This is a genomic window from Melioribacter sp. (genome assembly GCF_049325435.1).
GTDB lineage: Bacteria > Bacteroidota > Ignavibacteria > Ignavibacteriales > Melioribacteraceae > Melioribacter > Melioribacter roseus.
The window spans coordinates 1-22358 of sequence record NZ_JBMOLD010000008.1 but is presented as its reverse complement, the minus strand read 5'-3'; the positions used below and the strand labels follow the sequence as shown (position 1 = coordinate 22358).

Genomic DNA, 22358 nt, shown 5'->3' with positions numbered 1-22358 from the left:
GAAAATTCTAACGTTGAATTCGTGCGGAACCGCCTTTGGCAAAAGCCCGTACTTCGTCGATGGATGCCATAGTGGTGTCTCCGGGATAAGTAGTTAGCAAGGCTCCGTGAGACCAGCCGAGTTTAACGGCTTGCTCCGGATCTTCGTCGTTTAAAAGTCCGTATATGAAGCCCGATGCAAATCCGTCGCCGCCGCCGACTCTGTCGTAAACGTCGAGTTGAGCCGTAGGAGCCTGATACGATTGACCGTTAATCCACGCCACAGCGCTCCAACTGTGACGATTGGTCGAATGGACTTCTCTCAGTGTCGTAGCGACTACTTTTACATTTGGAAATTTTTTGGTGACGTCTTCAATCATTGCAAGAAATACGGAGGGGTCTAGTTTCGATTTAGCGGTAACTTCCGGTCCCGGAATTCCCAAACCTTTTTGAAGGTCTTCTTCGTTACCGACCAAAACGTCCACATGCTCAACGATACGTGAAATAACTTCGGCTGCTTTTTCTTCTCCGCCCCAGATATTCCACAATTTGGCTCTGTAATTCAAGTCGAAACTTGTAATTGCGCCCGATTTTTTTGCGGCTTTCATTCCTTCGATAATCAGTTCTCCGGTGGTTTCGGACAAAGCCGCAAAAATTCCTCCGCTGTGGAACCATCGGACTCCTTTTTCAAAAATCGAGTCCCATTTGATGTCCCCCGGTTTCAGGAGCGCTGCAGCTTCATTGGAACGATTATAAAAAACCACAGGAGCGCGCGCCCCGAATCCCCTGTCGCTATAGACAGCAGCCATATTAGGACCGTTGACGCCGTTATGTTCGAACTCTTTATAAATTCCTTCTACGCCCATAGCGCGGACGCGTTCGCGAATCAATTCGCCGATTGGGTATTTGACCAAAGCTGTAACAATAGCGGTTTTCATACGAAAACAATCAGCCAGGTTGGCGGCTACATTGTATTCGCCGCCGCTGACGTGTATTTTGCATTCCGTAGCTTTTCTAAAAGGTATAATGCCGGGATCGAGGCGATGAACCAGCGCTCCCAATGACACCAAATCGTATTGTCCTTCTTTTTTGATGTTAAGTCCTGTGCTCATATTATATCCCTGTATTTAATCGTTCGACAAAATTATGATTACGATTTATTAAACTCCGCTGTAAGCGTTAAATCCTCCGTCGACGGGAATAACCACTCCCGTAACAAATTTAGAAATATCGGAGACCAGGTAGAGTAAAGTGCCGACCAATTCTTCCGGTTCGCCGAAACGACCCATCGGAGTGCCGTTAATTATTTTCTTTCCCCGTTCGGTCAATTGTTCTGTTTCTTTGTCTACCAACAAAAATCTGTTCTGGTCGGTTAAAAAGAAACCCGGCGCGATTGCATTGACACGGATATTGGCTTTGGCAAAATGAACGGCAAGCCATTCGGTCAAATTGTTTACCGCGGCTTTTGCAGCCGAATATGCCGGAATTTTCGTCAATGGTTTATACGAATTCATCGACGATATATTAACGATAACTCCCCCTCTGCCGAGCATGTCTTCAGCCAATATCATTGTCGGCAGCACCGTCCCCATAAAATTAAGATCGAACACGTTTCTGAATCCTTCCAGCTCCAATCCGAAAAAACTTTTACTTATATCATTAAGATCTTTTTCGGTCAAGAATTCCAATTGAGTTGTAGCTTTCGGATGGTTGCCGCCGGCGCAATTTACGAGCACGTCGAGCTTGCCGTATTTTTCGTTAATAGTTTTTTTTGCATTCAGAAGCGAATCCTTGTCGAGCACGTTTGCCTGGACGCTGATGGCGCTTCCGGGATAGGCGGAATTTATTTTTTCAACCAGAGCGTCGGCTTTTTGCTTATTGGAATTGTAAAAGACGGCTACTTTTGCGCCTGCATCGGCTAATCCTTCGCAAAAGACCGAACCGATAACGCCCCCGCCGCCAGTTACAGCGCAAACTTTACCCTTGATGTCGTCCATTGAATATTTCATTATTACTCCTATTTATTTAAAGCTTCGTTAATACTTCCGACCACAAGGCGGGCGTTTTCAGTAAGAACGGAATAGTTTTCTTTTTTAATTGCGTCTTTATCGAGTAATGCCGAACCGATTCCGACTGCGCAAGCGCCTGCGTTCAACCATTCGCCGGCGTTGGTAAGATTCACGCCGCCTGTCGGCATCAGTTTCAAATGCGGCATCGGCGCAAGAATTCCTTTAAAAAACTTCATGCCGAGAACGTCCGCCGGAAATACTTTGATTATATCCGCTCCGGCTTCGTATGCCGTTTGTATTTCCGTCGGAGTAAAACAGCCCGGCATTGCCGGCACATCCATTTGATGAGCTTTTTCAATAATTTCTTTTTTGAAAACGGGACTCACTACATATTTTGCGCCGGCTTTGATTGCGGCTTCTGCGGTTTCGGCATTAAGCACGGAGCCAACGCCGACAATTATATTTTCATCGAGTTCTTCGCTCATCCTTTCGATTAATTCGATTGCATTCGGAACCGTCATCGTAATCTCGGCAACCGTGATTCCTCCTTCCGCAATAGCCTCGATAACTTTTTTAAGTTTTTCCGGCTCCTTAATTCTGAGAACTGCGACCGCCTTTCTTTGAAGTATCGACTTTAATATTTTTTCTCTTTCCATTTTATTTGAAACACTCCAGATGTTTTAGAAAATGCTTTTCGAGGAATTCATAATGCGATTCTTCATTTTCGACCAAACACTTCATTATTTTATCCTTAAACAGGAAATGACCCGACGAATCTTTTTCTGTTAGTACCTTGCCGAACGTAACGTGCAAAACCTGCCTTGTATCATTTTGGTTAAAGAGTTCGATAAGTTCAGTGTCGGAATATTGGTTTGCGGGTTTTACTTTGTTGATGTCCGCCGATACGTGATAACTTCTCTTTTCGGTTTCGTACAAGTCGCGGCAGAAATCGAGAATATCTCTGAACAACGCCGGTTCTTTAGCCGCTACAACGCGCAACGCTTCCAGATAACTGGTGCCCGCCGTTTTAACGTGAGTATAAGCGCCTTTTAACGATCCGATTACCCGGTAAGCCGAGAACTTATCGCTTCCGGAGTGAAGACTGATTTTATAACTTCCGAAATATTTTGTTATGTCGAGATGCTTTTCGTATTCGGTTTTGAATACATTCAAATCGCCTTTGTAATCGATTCCTTTTTCGAAGTCGCCGATAAAACGCGGCGCGAGACTTACATATTTAACGCCAAGACGATTCAGTTCGTTGGCAAAGAAGAAATGTTCGAACGGCGACGTTACGGATTCGGTTTCGTCGACCGATACTTCGATCTCGAAAGTATCTTTATCTGCTTTGGAAGCAAGGTAGTCGTACATCTTTTTAATATGAGCAATGGCATTTCCGTATTTGGCGTAAGCGCGCAAGAAATCTGATTCTTGAATTGTAAGGGAGAGTCGTTCCGAAATATTAAAAGTCATGTCGACATAACGCTTAGCCGCATCTGCGCTCGTATCCTGCAGCCCGCTCCAGTCGATTTCACCCAATTTTTGTTTTAATTGGTCTTCGGAATAGTTGTCGGCTTCGTTATCGACGTGTTCGCTCGGGTCGAAAGTAAACATCGTAAATCCCGCATTGAGCATCAAATCGATATCCTCGAATGTTTTGAGGTGGTCGGCGTCCGAACCGAAGCCGTCTTTATATCCCTCCTGCAGAACAGCCCATACGGCGGCGTCCATAACGTCGTCAGGAGTTCTGTTGGTTCTGGTCAATTCCCTTATTGACTGTTGAGCGAGAATAGGTCGAAAATTGCTCTGTTTAATCGCTCTGATGTGACCGGCATTTGCAACGCCGAGTCTGTCGCCGCAGCCGAAAGAGTTGCACAGCCCCAACACTATCGGCGCTGTGTGCGGAAATATTTTTTGAACTGCTTTTCTGTTCTTTGTAGAAAGATTGCATTTTTTTACCGTTACATCTTTACCGGCATCAATTAATTCTCCTTCGAATTCATTCAGTAATCCGTTTTCCTTGCCTGCCGAAATCACAAAGAGAAATTTGTCGTAATTTTCTTTTCCGATAAAAAAGAAAGCATCGTCTTTCTTTAATACCGATAAAGGATAAGCTTTTATTTTTAACGACTCGCCTATCGTGAGATCGACCAAATCGTTTTTAACAATATTCTTATTTTCCACTTCCTCATATAGCTTCTGCATTTCCATGGATAACTCCTTTGTTATTGTCCGAAATCAAAATAGTTTTTAGCGTTATTATAAGAAATATCTTCTACCATTTTACCGACCAATTCCAGATCGTTCGGAATGAGTCCTGCTTCTATTTCTCTTCCCAGAATATCGCAGAGAAGTCTTCTGAAATAGTCGTGCCTGGAATAAGAGAGAAAACTGCGGGAATCGGTTAACATACCGACGAATCTGCTTAGAAGTCCCATGTTCGAGAGCGCGTCGATCTGACGTTCCATACCGCTTTTTTGATCGAGGAACCACCATGCGCTGCCGTATTGCATTTTGCCCGGGACGGTTCCGTCCTGGAAATTTCCGATCATTGTGGCAAAGAGTTCATTGTCCGCAGGATTGAGATTATAAAGGATTGTTTTGGTCAATTTGTTTTCCGTGTCGAGTTTATCCAGATATTTAGCCAGCGGACGAGCCATTTCAAAATCGCCAATCGAATCCCAACCGGTATCGGGTCCTAATTGTCTGAACATGCGGGTATTGTTGTTCCTCAAAGCTCCGAGATGCAATTGCTGCACCCAGCCTTTTTCCCAATCCATCACTCCGAATTCATACATCATTGCGGATTTGAACTTCAGAATTTCCGTATGGTCAAGATTTTCCTTATTGAGAAGTTTTTTGAATATCGATTTAATTTCCGATTCGGTATAATCCTCCGCATAAGCCGATTCCAAGCCGTGGTCGGAAAGGCGGCATCCGTTTTCGTGGAAATAATCGTGTCGTTTACGAATAGCTTCCAAAAAGTTATCGAAACTGCTGACCGATACTCCGGAAGCTTCTTCGAGTTTAGCCAGATATTTCAAAAATTCGGTTGTGTTTTCTACCGCCATGGCTTTATCGGGACGAAAAGCAGGCAGAACTTTAGTTCCAAACGGATTTTCTTTTATCTTTTTGTGATATTCCAGCGAATCGACCGGGTCGTCCGTTGTACAAATAATTTCGACATTCCATTGACGGATAATTCCCTGGGTTGAGAACTCGTCGGTAGCCAGAAGCTCGCCTGTTTTTTTCCAGATTTCTTCGGCGGTATCCGCATTGAGTAATTTGTCCGAAATTCCGAACGGCCTTTTGAGTTCCATATGAGTCCAGTGGTAGAGAGGATTTTTAATTGTATAGGGAACTGTTTCCGCCCATTTCATAAATTTTTCTTTATCGGTCGAATCGCCTGTAATATATTTTTCGTCGACTCCGTTGGTGCGCATAGCGCGCCACTTATAATGATCGCCGTTCAGCCAAACCTGCGTAATATTTTCGAACTTCTTATTCGACGCTATTTCGTCGGGAGGCAGGTGGCAATGATAATCGATAATAGGTTGCTTAGCAGCGTGATCGTGATACAGTATTTCCGCCGTTTTATTGCTCAGCAGGAAATTTTCTTTGATAAATGTGTCTTTCATTTTTATTTCCGTTTTATTTTAAATTTCTACTCTTTCCATTTTGGGCGCAAGGAGATTAAAGATAAACCATGCGATCAAATAAGCCGAACCGCAGACGAGGAACATAACGTAGTAACCCGTTTCGATTGTGCCGAGAGCTTTGAAATGGTCGAGCACCCACCCGGCTAAAGTTGCAATCAATATACCGCCAACGGCTCCGGCCATACCGCCTATACCGGTAACGGATGCAACGGCTTTTTTGGGGAACATGTCGGATGTAGTCGTAAAAATATTTGCCGACCAAGCCTGATGCGCCGAAGCGGCGATGCCGACGATTACAATTGCTATCCACGGGCTATAAACTCCGAGCGCCTGTGCGGATACCACCGGTAATGCAAACAATGCAAAAATAAGCATAGCAGTTTTACGCGCTTTATTTACAGTCCATCCTTTGCCTATGAAGTATCCGGAGAGCCACCCTCCGAAAATACTTCCGAATGTAGTCATTGTATAAACCAGGGCGATCGGCAGCGCCAGGTCGGTTTTTGTCATTCCGTATTGTTTGTTAAGAAATGACGGCAACCAGAACAGATAGAACCACCAAACCGGATCGGTCAAAAATTTACCGATAACAAAAGCCCATGTTTGTTTATAAGTCAACAAACTTAGCCATCCTACTTTTTCTTCATTTTTTTCTACCGACACCTGTTCGTCTTTGTCGCTATGAATATATTCGTATTCTTCTTTCGATAATTTTTTGTGTTTGGAAGGAATTTCATATATCATAAACCAAAAGACCAACCATATTAAACCGATAGCTCCGGTGATAATAAACGCCCATTGCCATCCCCACAGGACAGCAATAAGCGGCACAGTTAGAGGAGCGAGAATAGCTCCCACATTGGAGCCAGAATTAAATAAACCTGTTGCAAGAGCTCTTTCCTTTTTAGGAAACCACTCGGCGACTGTTTTTATGGCAGCCGGAAAGTTGCCGGCTTCGCTCAGTCCGAGGAATCCTCTTGCTACCATAAAGCCTAAAGTACCTCTGGCAAATGCGTGAGCGACTGCGGCCAAGCTCCAAACAGTGAGCGACAGCGCATATCCGATTTTAGTGCCCAATTTATCGATAAGCCATCCCATAAAAAGCATACCGACGCCGTACATAACCTGGAATGCAACAACTATATTGGCATAGTCTGTTTCCGTCCAATTGAATGCCGGCTCAAGATAATCGTCTTTGAGAAGACTAATTACCTGTCTGTCGAGATAGTTAATTGTAGTAGCAAAAAAGACGAGCGCCAGGATTGTCCAACGATATTTGCCAACTTTTGCTACAGGACTGTTTTGATTAAGTTCTGCTTGCATTACGGCTCCAATTTATTTTTAAATAAACAACGGTTACTTAATCGGTTACTAATTTAGATATTTTTATATTAATTTGCTACAAAAAAAGATAAATCACAATTTTATTCGGGAAAAAATATTGCATATTATTTTAAATTATATAATAAAATTCCTCAAGGAGAAAAATTGTATCTAAGAATATTAGTACAATATAAAAATTAATTAGTTTGAATCATGTGACGCCAAAAGTAAAAAAGGGTTATTTCTCACAAATACTCCATAGTTTTATTTTATACTAATAATATTGAAATTATATTTAAAATATCTGTCGTTCCTTTTGATAAAGGCCTCAAAGTTTACAAAGATAAGGTCTTTCTAATCTATGACAGTATCGACTTCCCCGTAATGCCAAAGAAAGATTGAATAATACAATTACTATTATATATAAGGATATAGCTTTAATTCACCTCACCGCTTTGGCAAACCAATCCTACCTGTAGTTGACAACACAATGAGGCAGATTAAAGCTCACGAATCTCAAATAATCGGTTTTACCTCGCAGGTTATCTATTTATTGAAATCGAAAATAGCATCCATCATTCCCTGATATTATCTCCAAGCATGACATCGAATAACTTGAAATCTATTTATCGTATTACTCCTCGTCTTAAGGGTATTATACGCTGGACTAACCAGAATTACCAACTTGGTATTCTGTTATCTCAACTTGACCATGCTGCTGAGCTTTCCGGCAATGTATATACTGCGGGTCAAAACCTCCGTGAATTTCAGGCTCTTTACGTTAAAACTCTACATATAAGCGGTAACAAATAGTTTGATGGCAGTGGATTAACTCACAAGCAAGAAACCATATTATTTAATCGTTAGATTCCGTCAATTTGCCAAAGAACTAATCACTACAAAGATTATAGTGAATATTACCTTAGCAACTACTAAGCCGTTAAATTTTTTGTTCTAAGGTTGATAACTTCTACTCTATTTCTCTTCTAACTCGTTTATTAAAATCAGTCTTCAGGCAGTAGCATGTCTTACCGCCTGATTTATTACTATTTTTCGTATCATTTGATACTATTTTAGAAGCATCATTTTTTTTACATAAATATTATTATTATATATTAATTGATAAATGTACACGCCTGAGCTGTATGAAGCTCCGTTAAATAGTATATTGTAGTCTCCCATTGAATAATATTTATTATCTATCAGCGTAGTTATTTCATTACCTAAAATATCATATATTTTAAACGTTACAGTTCCATCATTAGGAATCGTAAATTTAATATTGGTTGTAGGATTAAAAGGATTTGGAGTGTTTTGATATAATACAAAACCAATAGGCTTATCGATATTTTTTGCTACACTGACTAAATTACTATCATAATATATCCGAAATTCTAATATACTGGTCCATGGCCCGGGATAATTATATGCGCCTGTTACTGTTAACTTGACATATCTAGCTTTAACAGAGTTAAAAACATCTATTATAGGATTTTCTTTTGTGCCCGGAGTTGTGTTATTTGTCCTATCAACTATTTCAATATAAGAATCATTCGTATCACTTCTTGCTTCTATTGTATATTGATATGCTCTATCATTAAAACAGATAAGCTCTGTTTTGTTAAAAGTTTTTAATTCTCCTAGGTCTACTTCAATCCATTGCGGCCATGTAGCCCCTCGTTCTGAAGACCACCTTGTATTTAAATCGCCGTCTACAGCGTAAATTGCTAAATTTTCGTTACCCGGCTCAATTTGTTGACTGGAAAATTTAACTGGGCGATTTAAAGCTAAATTTTCACTTCCACCTCTGCTTAGAGTAGTAATACTTACAATATTAGAATAATCTGATGAGCCGTAAGCATTTTTCGCTTGAAGTCGGTAATAATATTTTGTCGATTCCAGAAATGAACTATCTTGGAATTCCGTAATATTCATATTGACAATACCTATTACAATCCAAACTGTATCATTTTCACTTTTCCTTTCTATATAAAAGAAATCTTCATTATTAGAATTATCAGACCATTTTAAAATTATTTTATCATAAGTTATATCTGTTACAGTTATGTTAGACGGAGCATTTATTGGCAGAGCATTCGGTGTCGTTACGCTTGCAATATTTGAATACTCTGAGCTTCCCATCGAATTTGCCGCTTTTATCTTATATAAATAAGAAGTTGCTGGAATTACACTTGTATCTAAGAATTTTGTTACATTAGCTCCTACCGAAGCAATTATAGTCCATGTATTGCCTTCATCAACTGAACGTTCTATACTATAACTCATTTCATTTTTTGAATTATCTATCCATTCTAAAAGAATTTTATTACTCGATAATGCCGTAGCTACCAAATTGCTAGGCGCAGAAGGCAATTTTCCTATTCCAAGCCTCTCTTGTAATTGCGCTTCATAAAGAGAAGCTGGATACAAGCCGATTTTATTAGTTCCCTCGATATAACCCTGCGGGTAATCAAAAGGCGCTCCTTCATACTTTAATCCGGTAACAATCCCTTTACATCCAATTGCATAATTTTGTGCTGTAGGTGGTTTTTGAATTATAATTTTATTATTGCTAGGAACAGTGCAATTCCAGGCGACAGAATGAACCGCTCCCCATCCGTGCGAAGTCCCATAGTTGCCCCGACTGTATAGTCCTATAAGAATAGTGGTATTTGGTTTTGTATAAATAATATTATCATATAAAAGAGCCTGGCTCCACATACGATGCCCCTCGCTAGATGCAAAATCATTTTCGCTTCTGTTATTATAAAATACGCATCCAGAAACCGTACTCGTTCCATTAGAAATATAACTATGTCTTGCATATGTAGTTAAGCAATTCTTCACTAGTATTAATTGAGAAGCATGGTACAAATTAAAATTATAACGCCTCTCGCCGGTTATGTTACTTACAGGTTCCAAAGCTTTACAAGAGTCAATTGTAATTCTCGTAGCTGTGCTTGTTCTTACACCCGATTGCCCAAAATGAAGCAAAGTACAATTCTTTACCCAAGCATCTTCAATTTGGATTAGGTCGATAGCTTGCCATGCATGGTTTTCATCACCATTGGAGTCTGTAGTTATTCCATTAGCCTCGATATCAATACGTAAATTTTCTATACCTATATTTTTCTTTAATCCTGTCCGAGCATATTTATATATATAGGACTGTGATAAACTTTTATCTAAAGTATTGTATATTGGGGCATCAATAAAAATAGTGTCGTCTTTAATATTTTTTATAAACCGATTATACACTATATTAATTCCGTCTGATACTTGCCATTCTCTGTCAGTATCCGTACCTCCACCGCCAACGGCAGCAATCCACTTGTCTGTAACCGGATGAAATATTATTATGTTATCTCCAACATTGAAATATTCGGGATTTTCCACTGTGAACATATTAGCGCCTATGTATAAAATAGAATCTTTTATATTTGTTTTTGTTCCAGGCGCTTGCTCTTGCCACTTGGTAATATTACCCCCGCCGGCTACTATAATTGTTCTTTGATGCGGCTTATCGCCTTTACCTATAAGAATTGTATTGTTAGAAGGATCGGCGCCATCACCTACGCCTCTCAATATAACTCCATCATAATTAATTTTTATTGTACCATATATTTCATAAGTGCCTGCCGATAGCAGTACAGCTCCTCTAAAACCGTTTTCATTAATTGGCAATTTACCGGCTTCGTCGATAGCATTTTGAATATTCCTGGTATTATCTCCTTCAATTGGAGAAATTGTTTTTACAACAGGAATATATGGTATATCAACCTCCCCATTCCTATAACCAGCATAACTAAAATCGGGAATTTTATTGCCCTCATCATCGCTTACGTATACCAACTTTCCTGAATCATTATAATATAGAATCTTGGACTGCCAAGTTTGCGCTTCGACAAAAGAAAGATTTACCGCTGTAAAGAATAAGGTCAATAAAATCGATACAAATTTTTTCATATGTTTATTCAATAATAATTAATATAAATATGAGGGGAACGAGAAACTTTTCCCGTATCCCCTAACAATCAGGTACTATTTAAGAAGAATCATTTTCTTAGACAAAACGACGTCGTCTGTATTTAATTGATAATAGTAAATTCCCGACGCTAAAGAATTTCCGTATGCATCCTTACCGCTCCAAGTAATTTTATAAGTCCCGGCGCTTTGCATTTCATTATTGACAAGTCTTATTACTTCTTGCCCTAAAGAATTATAAACAGTAATTGTTACATTAGACTGTTTTGGTAATTCGTAAGTAATATTTGTGGTCGGATTAAATGGATTTGGATAATTTTGATTTAACTTTATATTAGTAGGGATAACATCAGTAACCCTTTCAACGGACGTAATATTTTGGAACCATTGAAGGTCTCCTATTGGTTTCCCGTCCGTTCCGGCGCTGTATAAAGGATTATTTTTATCATAAGAGAAGTCATAATACTTATAAGCTAAGTATGCAATTCCATTCTCGTCAACATAACCATCAGGTAAGAATCTTGTATCTGGTAATTTATCTGTCGATCGTTCACCTGAGAGGTAAAGTCCAATCCATTTAATTAATGTATCGGTTTGTGGAGCATTAATAAAATTAGGATTTTCTGAAAGCGCAACTTCAATATCATAACGCTGAGGATATTTGGCTGCAAAGGCGCTATCGTGACTACTTATCCAAGGTCGTAAAACTAAAGTATCATCTAAAGACGAGAAGAAATCTAGGACGTTTTGGCTGAAGTAATAATTGTTATTTTTAACTGTCCACTTTTTCTGGTCTTCGGAAGCTAATTCGTGAGAAAGTGTATCGACGTCAACCACACCGGGCACCTGGAATCCTTCGGCGGTATCTACGTTCGTTGCGGGATTAAATGCTATCGGGTATATACCTGTGTTAACAAGATTATTATTCGTGAAAGTTACGTTAACACCTGTGCTAAAACCTCTCACATACATGGTTGTATTGTAAAATGTGCAATGATTCACATAATAATTTTTAACTAGCGTACCCCAGAAATGTATTGGGCTCCTCATATTGATAAAAGAACAGTTCTCGGCATAAAAAGATTCTACGACATTCTGCCTATCGTCAAATGCCCTTCCATTATATAAGTTGTTGTCTGTTAAGCAGTTATTGAATATACAATTTGTAAACTTTATTTTCGCATACAAACCGTTTGAGCTGAAAACATTTAGTCTTGCTAACTCGAATATACATTTATGCGCCTCTGCTGTTAGACTGTCAGTTTGTAATACAAATACGCGCAAACGCACAGCCCCTCCATTGTCGACTCCAGAGAATGCAATATTTTCTACATATACATCTTTATAAATATGGAACAAATCAGAGGGAGAACTGCCATTAATGTCTTTTGCCGCCTGTACAAGCGCAGGTTCGCCGTCTGGACAAATTAAAGTTAGTGGGAAGTTAATTTCCATAGTATGGTCAAGCAAATAGGGCTGTCCATTAGCTAACCGATAGACTCTATTGCCAACGTCAACCCCGCGTTGAATATCTGACTCTATTTGCTCAGACAGAGTATTAAATCCGGGAATTACATCTACAGTATCTTTATTTTGAGCAAATGAAAGTGAAGAAAAAACAACAAATAATACAATAAATAAACGCGTCTTCATGTTACCTCCTATTTGATAAATTAATTAAAAGGTGTATCTAACACCTAAATCCGCCGTCCAGTCATAATAAGATGCAGATGTTTCAAAGCCCTTAACGGGTTCGGTAGACACATCCGCCGAGTTTGTGAAGTTATTTAGATTAAAGAATAACTGAATGTGTTCGTTTAAATTTTGTTTGAGCGAGAGATCGAAACGTAGCAGATCTTTAGTAAAACCGTCTAATTCCGGTCTAGAGCCAATTCTACTCAATGTATTCCCTTGATATAAGAGCGATATCCTTCCGGAAAAATTCTTGTAATCGTATCCTAATGATAAATTTAAAACATCATTAGGTTGGTCAAGCATCCTCCCTTTACGACTTGTATCAATTCTTGTAATCCTAAACCAAGGCGGCGTAGTTAGTCTTTCCTGGAGCAGTAGTGTTCTTGGATAGTAAGTTATTGAATTCATTGTAGTGTAATTTAGACTTAAGACAATACCATTTAATAATCCCGGGAGATACCAAAGTCTTGTTTGCAAATCAAATTCAATACCTCTTATGAAAGCTTTGGAAGTATTATTGATAGGATCAGTCAACGTAAAACCGTTTTTATCAGACGTTAAGCCTAAATTAAGAGCGTCATCTTTGGAAATTATCGGCCTCGATATTGTATAGAACATATTTTCTATTTCTTTGTAAAAAGCCGAGACAGTGAAGAGTCCTATAACATTAGAATGGAACGCAAGGCTTAAGTCAAGATTACGGGCAATTGCCGGTTTTAATTGAGGGTTTCCTCTTATAACGCTTAACCCTAATGAATTTTCAAAATATTTTGGAACGAGATATTGATAATCGGGTCTGATAATAGTTTTAGTAAAAGCCAATCGAACATCAAACCACGAGCTAGCTTTAAATCTTAGATGCAACATCGGGAACCAATTTTCATTCTTGCGAATTTGTAGTGAATCTCGCCTCGAACTCTCATTGGCTCTTAATCCAGTATCTTCATAAATTACGTAAGCCCCTTTATAATGACTTAGCTCTTTCTCATAGCGTACGCCAGGAAGTATCATAATATTTGAGCCTAGATTAATCACGGACATTAAATATCCAGCGTATATCCTTTCATATACTGTATTGTCATTAATATCGCCACGCGGTGAATAATAGTAACTATTATTAGAAACTCTTCTATATAATTCTTCAATAATATCTTTATTTAATGCGTAGCCGAAATTATACTTGTTATTCATAAAAGAGCTTATACTAAAAGTTGAATCCCAAAACGGACGCATTTGTATTAATCCGTTGGAGGTCATTGGAAAAGTACGATCAGGATAAGCATTAATCACACCTGCAATACCTTTTGTAGGGTCATATGAATCCGCAATGCCAGGGTTAGATCTGTAATAGTTGCTATTTGCGTTTTTATTTGTGTATCTAAATTTCGAGCCGGTTTTAACTTTGCCATAAATCGCGTCTCCCAAGTTAAAAGGCAACGTTAAATTAATTTCTCCAGTGATATTTCTCTCCAAATTTTCTGAAGGTTGCTTAACCAAAGTATTCAGGCCTGTTTCAGTCAAATTATTTCTAGCATATCTTTGCAAAATAGCCGGCCCATCATATATGTGCTCAGCCCAGTCCCCGCTAAAAGCCGAATTTTCTTGAAATTCTACATAATAGTCGGTGGGATTATCTCTTTGAGATACAGAATGGGATAATTTCACCTCCGACTTTATCCATTGTAAATCATAATCAAAGACAAAAGAATTGGTAAGTAAACTCAAATCATAATTATCATGCATAAGTCGATAAGTATGATTTACATTAGACACATTATAGCCATCATAATAAGTAATTTTATCGTTATTTAGATAACTAAAAATATTCATTAACATAATAGAACCGTTACTGAGTAAATAGTCTAAGTTTAGAGTCGCCCCAACGCGCTTAACTTTAGACCGCACATCCCTTAATGAAAAATTCGTAACCGTAAGGTTTTTCACAAATTCCTCTCCCGGAAGCGGAGTTCCTTGCACATCATAATTTCCTGTAAATTGATGAGCGCTTCTATCCACCTGTTCGTAATTTAAATAAAGGTAAGCTCCCACCGAATTATCGAAGTAACGATTACTTATGGCGCCATTAATTTTAAAAGGATAAAAAGTTTTTGAATGTCCATTATAGCCTTGTTGAACTTGTATTTTTCTATCAAGCCCTTGCTGCACCCTGTTAACCTTAAAATCAATAATCCCCCCTACTGCGTCCGCGTCTCTATCGGGCGTTATTGCCTTTGTTAACTCAATTCCATCAAGCATATTTACTGAGAACATACTGAGGTCAACGCTTCTATTTTCGTTTTCTGTGGAAGGTATTCTTACGCCGTTTACAGTAATAAGATTAAATTTTGGTTCCAACCCTCTAATAGATACCATATTTCCTTCGCCTCCGCTTCGAATAATCGAAACTCCAGGCAGACGTCCGACAGATTCTGCCGCGTTTGCATCAGGAAGCTCTTCTATTTTCGTTTTTGACACAACATTAACAATCGTGTTCGAATTAAGTTGTTGATTTATCGCTTCTACCTGTCCTTTTGCCTGCCCAGTTATAGTTATAACTTCCATACCTTCCAGAACAGTAGGAACAAGAGAAAAATTAATCTCAGTAATTTTGTTTGCCTTTATTTCGACCGTAACTTCTTTTGCCTCAAAACCTATATACCTGGCTTGTATTTTATATGTGCCAACCGGGATGCCGCTAATTTTATAATAGCCTTCGGCATCGGTTGAAGCGCCATAGCTTGTTCCAAGTATTATGACATTAGCGTAAGGAAGAGCCTCCCCTTCAGAACTAACCTTTCCTTGTACTGTTCCTTTTAATTGCCCATAGCTTTCATAATTAATAAATAGGAAGCAATACAATAGCGATAAAAAGAATAGTACTTTTTCATTTTTCATTATTATTTCCCTTTAATAATTTGTAGATTGTTATAATTAATCTTCGATAGTTATGAACGTACCCTTAAAATCCTGGTTGCGAACTTCTACAATACCCTTTTGCAACGGAATATGTTTGAATTCAATTAATGCCTTACCGTTTGCCATCTCTATTACGCAGCTGCCATTGGGGGTGCCAAGATTGTCTATTAATTTTCCACCGCTCAACGCCGCAAAGTAAACTCTTTCTTCGTAATCGATACAACGCTTGCCATTTTTGTCAACAGCATATGCTGTTATTAAGTAGTTGCCGTTTTTTAATCTTTCTTTTTTAAGAATAATTTCATCAGGTCTTCCATTTTTCTGCGTTGTGTAATTGATCGTCATACTATCATAAGCAACTTTTTCAGTTACATTATAACCTATTGCTTCAATTATATTTTTCCCTACTTGAAATTTTACATTCCAGCTTAAGCCGCATGCCGGGTATTTATTTATATCCTTTTTCAATTTACCATAACTCACTCCATTGACAACCAATTCTACTTCGTCACAATTACTAAAAACATTTACTTCTTTCAGCTCATTCTCCTTGCCGATCCTTTCAGTCCATGTATGAGATTCGATGTAACAAAATTTCGGCTCATTAGTCCAGTAACTTTTGAATACATAATAAGCATCTTTGGGTTTGTTGCTTCTGTCAACGAGTCCTTTTTGATTAACATATGGTATAGGATTTTCTGGGCGTAACGGAGTGACAAAATCTCTAAATATCCATTGAGCCGAGCCGCTGAACCAGTCTAAATTTTCTGTTACATGCAAATACCAATCAAATAAATCAACTATATAACTTTCACTCCAATCACCAATATTTGCAATACTATTCAATTGTATTTTATTAATTGGTTCATCGCCTCCTTCTAAAATTATTTTACCATCTCCATTGATTGGGTTTTCTGTATGTCTTCCTGCATGACTATCGCCACCATATTCAGCGTGGAATAATCTTTTATAAGTATCACGGGCTTTTGTAATTGTTTTCTCATAATTTTTATAAACATCAGAATACCATCCTGACCAAATTGAGGGGGAGAAGACATCTACAACATCTTGAGCGGCAGGAAATTTTCTTGTAACGGTATAACGATAAGGATCTAATTTTTTTGCTAACTGATGCAACTCTTTTGCAAATGCCTTTAAGGAATCTGGGTTATCTCCACCCGGGAAATCAGGCATCCAATCGCTTTCATTGCCTATTGACCATAAAATTATTGATGGATGATTGTAATTCTGAAGTATCATTTCTTGAAAGATTCTTTTTGTATTTTCTTTCCATTCTTTCGGACCAACACCGCCTCTGCACCATGGATTTTCATCCCAAACAAGTAAGCCCAATTCATCACAAGCTCTGTATATTTCAGGCGCTTGGGGGTAATGTGCTAATCTTATAAAATTTGCCCCCATTGATTTAATCATTTCTATATCTTTACGATGCAAACTATCAGGTATAGCATTACCATAACCTGCTAAATCCTCATGCCGGTGCGTACCTCTTAATAATAATCTTTCACCATTAAGATAAAATCCATCATGTTCTTTGAACTCATACCAGCGGTAACCTATTCTTTCTTTTATTTTGTCGATTACTTTCTCATCGTATACTAAATTTGCTTCAATGGTATACAAGTATGGCGCAGATGGAGACCATAGATTTGGATTTTTAATTACAGGTAAATCTAATTGAATTGAATTTTCACCAAAGTCTAATTTTTCTTTACTGTTCTTTTCTACTACTGGTTTACCATTTGCATCTTTTATAACAAGATTGATTTTAAAATTTTCAATTGCATTCTCATTTTTGATTTTAAGTCGAACACTTGTTCTTGCAGTTTCTTTACTTACCTCCGGGGTTTGAATTAGCATTCCAACAAAATGAGTTTTGGGTAAAACATTCAGCCATACGTTACGAGTTATACCTCCATAAATAGCAAAATCAGATTTTTGTGAAGGCACTACATAAGGGTCATAGGAATTATCGGCTTTCACCTGGATTAAATTATTTTTGCCTTTATAAACAAACGGAGTTATATCGACATCGAAACCTACATACCCGCCAATGTGACCGCCTGCTTTTTCCCCATTAACATAAACTTCAGATTTTATGTTGACTCCTTCAAAATGAAGAACATAGTCCATATCAACACTAACTTCCGGAATAAATATTTCCTTTTCATACCAGCCTATTCCTCTTCTATAACCGGGAACCTGGTCTAATACATCTGTCTTGTTCCACGTATGCGGTAAATTTATTTTTTCCCATATAGCCGTATGTTGATACAGATTATTTTTATCTTCTATATCCTCACAAAGGAAGAACCAATTGTTGTTTATTAAATATTTTTTTCTTTGGTCTGTTTTTTCTATAAAATATTCTGCTTTGTTGTAATCATATTCTTTTTTCAAGCATTCAATAAAATAAAAATCACCGGCCGGATAAGATTCATCAACACCCCATTTATTGTGGAAATGATAAACCGTATGAATTAATATACCTTCTTCTGCAGCGCGTATGCTTTTTGTAAATAAGTAACTGTCTTTCAATGATTTAATTATTTGCAGCGCTTCGCTTAAATATTTCTTGTAATCAGATTTTAGACTTGTTAATTCTGAAATAAGAAACATTCCAGAGGCTGCAATTGCGCCTGCCGAGGCATCCTTTAGAGCGTCAGAATCAGTCAAGCTTAAATCCCAGTAAGGAACATTATCAGCTGGCAACTTAGAAATAAAATAATCTGCCATTTTCTTTGAAATATTCAGAAATCTTTCGTCTTGAGTGTACTTATAAGCTATTGCGAATCCATATATTCCCCATGCTTGTCCCCGTGCCCAAGTAGTTTCATCACCAAAACCCTGGTGCGTTCTTTTCTTTATTACTTCTCCTGTCTTGGGATTAAATTCTATTACGTGATAAGAAGAATAATCTTTTCTTACATTTTCATTCATGCAGGTAATTGCGTGCTTATAGGCGATATCGTAGAGAGTATAATCTCCGGTTTCCTTTGCCGCCCAGAATAAAAGCTCTAAGTTCATCATTGTGTCAATAATCATAAGACCTTCGCGGTCGTCCGTTCCTAATCTCCCCCATGCTCTTATGAAATTTCCTTTTTCATTCAATCTCTTTGCAAGCATATAAGCAGCTTTTATAGCTGCATCGCGGTATTTTATTTCTCCCGTATGTTGATATGCCTTTACGCAGGAATTATAAAATATGAATCCCAAATCGTGCGTATTGTCTAACGTTGCATATTTAATTAAAATATCTGAATGCCTCAGCGCTCTTACTTTATATTCTTCATTGCCTGTCATGTCATACATATACCATAATTCTCCGGCTGTAAAACCAGCGAACCAATTTGGTTTATCACTTAGTTTCCACTTCCCATTTTCTGTATATAAAGGAAAGCGTCCGTCAAATATTTTGTCTTTTTTAATTAGTTGTTCACCAACTATATCAATAATACTCTGAGAATAAATTCTACTTGATAGTGTAATTAACAGCGCTATAATTAACATGATTAGTTTTTTCATATAGTTCTCTGATTTTATTATCAATCTGTATTAATCCATAATATTGGATGTCGAATTGGTAAATTCCTAATAACTTCTTCATTAGATGGATCAGCTTTCAGCGTTTTCCACAAATCGATATATTTATATTCATTGTAAGCTAATCCGCCAAATAATAACGACGGCTGTCTTACCGGATATTCATCAAAATACATTACATCATGCCGATATGGCCACTTTGATTTGTCCAATATGTACGGATACATAAAATCAATTGCCTTTTTTATTCCTCTTCCATCCGGTAATGTAAAATTCCAAAGATTATCTTGATTCGTTGAAAGAATTTGACATATTGTTGTCATTGCATCAAGGTTAAATAAGGAATAATTATACGGTTTAGTTCTAGCCAACTCCAAAGGAAAGCTCCCATCTTTATCCATTTGGTTCGGCAGCAATACTTCCTTAAATCTTTTTCTGCAGAATTCTATTTTACTGCTGTCCCCCACCAACTTTGCATACACTGCTGCCTGCATTACCCAGCATGTCCCATGATTATTTTTTGCATTCATTTCATCGATACCATATTGATGAGTTGTTAGCCATTCAAGATAATCTCGAAACCATTTTTTAATTGCATTCAAGTCATTCCCTTTTAATATCCCTGCCTTTTCCAATATCATTATTGATTGAGAAATTTCGATTAAATGAATAGTATCAATAATCCCAATTCCTCTTCCCGTAACTCTGCCCTTTATTGCTTGTGCATAAAGCAAATTAGGATTCATTTTTGTATCTGGATTTACAAACCATGCTAACAAGTGTTCAATTGCTTTTTGCGCATACTTAATATCATTAGTTAATTTATATGCAGACGTTAATGTGGCTACATGAAGGCTGAATCGAATTAATACTTTTCGATGCGCTGTAATATTCTGAGGATTTGTCATTCCATCTCGTTGAATATATGGAGCATCAGGATTATCCGGATCAGGCCACCAATAATCGCCCTCAGAGTAAAAATCGTGCGTCCCCCCGGCGCTACGCTCACAATGAAATGCAGTTATAGTTATTGGTATTTCTAATAAATATCTTTCTGCTATTGGTATAATTCTTTGCTTTTCTATTGCTATTATTTCTGATATTATTTTATCCTTAGCGAACATATAATATGCTGCAAACAGGCAATAGATAAAAGCAATTAAAAAAATTGTTCTGTTATTCATAAATTAAATTTTCGATTTTCTGTTGGTTTTCATCATTTGATAATTTTTTCAGCCACTTGTCGTAAGCATTTTTGTCATATTTTTTTCTTGCAATTAAAACCAGGGGATAAATTTCTTCCGAACTAATTTTTTCGATTTGCTTATACTTCCATTTATCAGGTTCAATGCAGTAAGGCAGCAAATAATCCAGCGCTTTTCTTAATGCAGAATTCTTTTTATCAGGATAATTCCATAAATCAATACCAACACGTTCACCTAAAACTGCTAATAGAAAAAGTGCATGCAAGTTAAATACACTATAATGCCATGAACGTGTCCTCACAATTTCAAAAGGCTGTTTCCCATCTTGTTGTATTTGCAAATCAATTCTTTTTGTTTTGACCTTTTCAATAATTTTTTTAGCATAATCAGTTTTCCCGAGAAACAATGAAATTGAGGCAGCCTGCACATCATACCATGAACCATGATTATTTTTTTCGTTCGATTCATCAATACCATTTTTACTTGTAGTCAGCCAGATGAAATAATCTTCAAACCATTTTCTTATTTTGTATTCAAAATGTGGATCCCAATCTTCTGACATTTTCAAAATCCCAATTGCATCAATAATTTTATAAATTGAAGATGCTTCGATTATTCCTATTCCACGACCAGTATTTACGCCAGGAATAAATTGAGCAAAATTTAAGTTTGGATTCATCTTAGTTTGTTCGTCAATAAACCATGCTTTTAAGAACTCTATTGCCTTTTTCGAATATTTATTCTCTCGCGTAATTCTATAAGCTAAGGATTGAGTTTCAACAGCGTCAATCATGGCCCGCATATTATCTCTGTCGGGTATTTTTTTAATTTCCGGATTTCTTAAACCGTCTTTTCTTATATATGGCAATCCGTCTTTTGAATTAGGGTTGGGCCACCAATATGGAGCCATACTCATGTAATCATGTTTATCACCGCTGGGAGGCACTTGATTTTTATCAGTCACAGTCGCTATTTTAGTAAAGAGTAGTAATTCAGCTTTATCGAGGATTTTTTGTTTTACAGGATTACTTATTTCAATATTTTTTTCTTGCAGAAATAAATACAGTGAGTTGGAATATAAACTTGAGGGGGAAATTCCAACTGTTATAAAAATAACAACTCTCATTAAATAGTTAAATTTAGATTTATTCATTTTAATATGATTTTTATTTACGCCCATGACAGTACAAATAGTTTATACATTTTCGCCTATAACTGGTGCATATTTAATAAAATGGATATGGCAACTCAAGTATTTTACAGTAAATTACGGGCAAAAATCAGTATATTACATAACTTAACAAGGTGGATACAATGCCTAATAGCATTAGCGACAAAGAGAAGAATGAAATTTTATCCAAGATATTGGAAAGTGATGAATTTAAAGACTCTTCACGTTATCAGGAATTATTAAGTTATTTAGCTAAAAAGTCTGAAGAATGCGATTCAGTTAAGGAAATTGATATAGCTATCGATGTTTTTGGAAAAGACTCTAATTTTGATCCTTCAAGCGACCCTCAAGTTCGTTCTTACATTAGCAATCTTAGAAAAAAATTGGAACATTTTTTTTTAACGAATGGAGAAAAATTCAACTATCGAATTGAAATACCTAAGGGACATTATCGAATTGAATATTTACCTAATAAATCAGCTACTTCTTCTTTCAAAGTTAATCGTAGAACTTATTCTGCTATCCTGATTATAGTTATAGCTAGTGCTTTATTATATTTTCTTATATCACATTTTAGTACGGTTCCTAAAAGTAATTATAGAAATTTCATCTGGGATGATTTCTTAAACAATCAAAATAGATTGACTATAGTTCTTGGCGACTATTATATATTAACTGATAAAAATAGTTTAGATAGAATTTTTATTAGAATACCATACATAAACAGCGGCAAAAAGTCAAATTTAGTTGAAATTATTTCAGAGAGACTCCGCATAAATTAAGCAACCTTTGTTTGATTTAATCCTAATTCTGTTTTTAATGCATCTCTAAGTAAGTATAATTTTTTATAATTG

Annotated in this window: 13 protein-coding genes; 1 reads left to right on the top strand and 12 read right to left on the bottom strand. The window is 37.2% G+C overall.

The annotated features are described in order from the left end of the window. Positions 1-7: 7 nt before the first annotated feature. The 12 genes from ACOYVE_RS05280 to ACOYVE_RS05225 form a co-directional block, all read right to left on the bottom strand. Complete coding sequence (locus ACOYVE_RS05280; protein ID WP_014856991.1) at positions 8-1090, bottom strand: sugar kinase; 1083 nt, start codon at positions 1088-1090, stop codon at positions 8-10. Between the two features lie 48 nt (positions 1091-1138). Beyond that, positions 1139-1987, bottom strand: coding sequence for an SDR family oxidoreductase (locus ACOYVE_RS05275; protein ID WP_014856990.1), 849 nt, complete (start codon positions 1985-1987; stop codon positions 1139-1141). Between the two features lie 8 nt (positions 1988-1995). Next, complete coding sequence (locus tag ACOYVE_RS05270) at positions 1996-2643, bottom strand: bifunctional 4-hydroxy-2-oxoglutarate aldolase/2-dehydro-3-deoxy-phosphogluconate aldolase (RefSeq protein ID WP_014856989.1); 648 nt, start codon at positions 2641-2643, stop codon at positions 1996-1998. A gap of 1 nt (position 2644) precedes the next feature. After that, the gene (locus ACOYVE_RS05265; RefSeq protein WP_041356608.1) at positions 2645-4192 is read right to left on the bottom strand and encodes a tagaturonate epimerase family protein; all 1548 of its coding nucleotides are present in this window, start codon (positions 4190-4192) and stop codon (positions 2645-2647) included. A gap of 20 nt (positions 4193-4212) precedes the next feature. Next, positions 4213-5625, bottom strand: a complete 1413-nt coding sequence (uxaC, locus tag ACOYVE_RS05260) for a glucuronate isomerase (RefSeq protein WP_014856987.1) — start codon at positions 5623-5625, stop codon at positions 4213-4215. An 18-nt stretch (positions 5626-5643) separates the two neighbouring features. Beyond that, positions 5644-6969: an MFS transporter gene (locus ACOYVE_RS05255; RefSeq protein ID WP_014856986.1), complete on the bottom strand. Its 1326-nt coding sequence runs from the start codon at positions 6967-6969 to the stop codon at positions 5644-5646. 1068 nt (positions 6970-8037) lie between these two features. Next, positions 8038-10935 carry a discoidin domain-containing protein gene (locus ACOYVE_RS05250; protein ID WP_014856985.1) on the bottom strand — a complete coding sequence of 966 codons (2898 nt, stop codon included), beginning with the start codon at positions 10933-10935 and terminating at the stop codon, positions 8038-8040. Between the two features lie 75 nt (positions 10936-11010). Continuing rightward, positions 11011-12606, bottom strand: coding sequence for a T9SS type A sorting domain-containing protein (locus ACOYVE_RS05245; RefSeq protein WP_014856984.1), 1596 nt, complete (start codon positions 12604-12606; stop codon positions 11011-11013). Positions 12607-12630: 24 nt separating this feature from the next. Further along, the gene (locus tag ACOYVE_RS05240) at positions 12631-15543 is read right to left on the bottom strand and encodes a TonB-dependent receptor (protein WP_422881147.1); all 2913 of its coding nucleotides are present in this window, start codon (positions 15541-15543) and stop codon (positions 12631-12633) included. Positions 15544-15579: 36 nt separating this feature from the next. After that, complete coding sequence (locus ACOYVE_RS05235; RefSeq protein ID WP_422881146.1) at positions 15580-19110, bottom strand: glycoside hydrolase family 2 TIM barrel-domain containing protein; 3531 nt, start codon at positions 19108-19110, stop codon at positions 15580-15582. 20 nt (positions 19111-19130) lie between these two features. Next, on the bottom strand, positions 19131-20312 hold the full coding sequence (locus ACOYVE_RS05230) for an alginate lyase family protein (RefSeq protein ID WP_014856980.1): 1182 nt from the start codon (positions 20310-20312) through the stop codon (positions 19131-19133). Further along, a complete protein-coding gene (locus ACOYVE_RS05225) occupies positions 20305-21513 on the bottom strand; it encodes an alginate lyase family protein (protein ID WP_422881145.1) in 1209 nt (402 codons plus the stop codon). Before ACOYVE_RS05225 ends, ACOYVE_RS05230 begins: the two co-directional genes overlap by 8 nt. Positions 21514-21647: 134 nt before the next feature. Between ACOYVE_RS05225 and ACOYVE_RS05220 the strand changes: the two genes are divergently transcribed. Continuing rightward, positions 21648-22286, top strand: coding sequence for a hypothetical protein (locus ACOYVE_RS05220; RefSeq protein WP_422881143.1), 639 nt, complete (start codon positions 21648-21650; stop codon positions 22284-22286). Positions 22287-22358 lie beyond the last annotated feature (72 nt).

Excerpts from the sequence above, each read along its gene's own strand:
- ACOYVE_RS05280 (WP_014856991.1), bottom strand. The coding sequence starts at position 1,090 with ATGAGCACAGGACTTAACATCAAAAAAGAAGGACAATACGATTTGGTG.
- ACOYVE_RS05275 (WP_014856990.1), bottom strand. The coding sequence starts at position 1,987 with ATGAAATATTCAATGGACGACATCAAGGGTAAAGTTTGCGCTGTAACT.
- ACOYVE_RS05270 (WP_014856989.1), bottom strand. The coding sequence starts at position 2,643 with ATGGAAAGAGAAAAAATATTAAAGTCGATACTTCAAAGAAAGGCGGTC.
- ACOYVE_RS05265 (WP_041356608.1), bottom strand. The coding sequence starts at position 4,192 with ATGCAGAAGCTATATGAGGAAGTGGAAAATAAGAATATTGTTAAAAAC.
- uxaC (WP_014856987.1), bottom strand. The coding sequence starts at position 5,625 with ATGAAAGACACATTTATCAAAGAAAATTTCCTGCTGAGCAATAAAACG.
- ACOYVE_RS05255 (WP_014856986.1), bottom strand. The coding sequence starts at position 6,969 with ATGCAAGCAGAACTTAATCAAAACAGTCCTGTAGCAAAAGTTGGCAAA.
- ACOYVE_RS05250 (WP_014856985.1), bottom strand. The coding sequence starts at position 10,935 with ATGAAAAAATTTGTATCGATTTTATTGACCTTATTCTTTACAGCGGTA.
- ACOYVE_RS05245 (WP_014856984.1), bottom strand. The coding sequence starts at position 12,606 with ATGAAGACGCGTTTATTTATTGTATTATTTGTTGTTTTTTCTTCACTT.
- ACOYVE_RS05240 (WP_422881147.1), bottom strand. The coding sequence starts at position 15,543 with ATGAAAAATGAAAAAGTACTATTCTTTTTATCGCTATTGTATTGCTTC.
- ACOYVE_RS05235 (WP_422881146.1), bottom strand. The coding sequence starts at position 19,110 with ATGAAAAAACTAATCATGTTAATTATAGCGCTGTTAATTACACTATCA.
- ACOYVE_RS05230 (WP_014856980.1), bottom strand. The coding sequence starts at position 20,312 with ATGAATAACAGAACAATTTTTTTAATTGCTTTTATCTATTGCCTGTTT.
- ACOYVE_RS05225 (WP_422881145.1), bottom strand. The coding sequence starts at position 21,513 with ATGGGCGTAAATAAAAATCATATTAAAATGAATAAATCTAAATTTAAC.
- ACOYVE_RS05220 (WP_422881143.1), top strand. The coding sequence starts at position 21,648 with ATGCCTAATAGCATTAGCGACAAAGAGAAGAATGAAATTTTATCCAAG.